Annotated in this window: 2 protein-coding genes; one reads left to right on the plus strand and one right to left on the minus strand. The window is 70.9% G+C overall.

Translation table 11 applies throughout. The annotated features are described in order from the left end of the window. Positions 1–174 carry an alanine racemase C-terminal domain-containing protein gene (locus DC522_RS37710; protein ID WP_371681167.1) on the plus strand — a complete coding sequence of 58 codons (174 nt, stop codon included), beginning with the start codon at positions 1–3 and terminating at the stop codon, positions 172–174. 28 nt (positions 175–202) lie between these two features. On the opposite strand, the gene DC522_RS35325 is transcribed toward DC522_RS37710, so the two are convergent. Next, the coding region (locus DC522_RS35325) for a hypothetical protein (RefSeq protein WP_205769946.1) at positions 203–685 on the minus strand (483 nt) is incomplete at its 5' end.

Genomic DNA, 685 nt, shown 5'->3' on the forward strand with positions numbered 1-685 from the left:
ATGGCGATCGACGTCACCGGATGCGACGAGGCGCGGCCGGGCGAAATGGTCGAGCTGCTCGGCCCCGAGGTTCCGCTCGACGAAATCTCGACGGCGGCGGGCACCGCCGCCTACGAAACCCTCGTGCGGTTGTCGCCGAGGGCCGAGCGTATCTATGTCGGCGCCGCCGGCTAGGACGGCGCCGACGAAATCGCAGCCGAGATCAGCTGCTCGACTTGGCCAGGGCTTCCAGGCGACCGGCGTCGACCGCGTTCACCGCGTTGCGCAGGTCGTCGATGCTGGCCGAACCGTCCGCCTGCACCATGAAGCGGCCGCCGACGAGCACGCCGTACTTGCCGGTCTTGGCGGCGCGGTCGTACTCCTCGGTGGTCATGCGGCCGTTGACCTGCCCGACCTTCTCGTAGCCGGTGGCCGTCTCCTTGCTGGACTGCACGCTCAGCGCGCTGGCCATGCCGGCCAGACCCGCCGCCCCGCCCAGGTCGGTGATGTCGAGGGTGAACCGGTCGTCGCCCTTGGCGTAGACCGCCTTGGCCGACGAACCCTGGAGACCGGCGACGCCGCCGGCGGCGGTCTCGACGGAATCACGCGCATAACCGGCGACGCCCTCAGGCAGCAGGACCTTCAGCGTCTCGCCGGGCACGGCCTGGACGGTCTTGCCCGAACCGTCCTGGGCGGCCTGGGCGGC

The sequence above is a fragment of the Microvirga sp. KLBC 81 genome (assembly GCF_003075415.1).
In the GTDB taxonomy this organism is placed as follows: Bacteria; Pseudomonadota; Alphaproteobacteria; order Rhizobiales; family Beijerinckiaceae; genus Microvirga.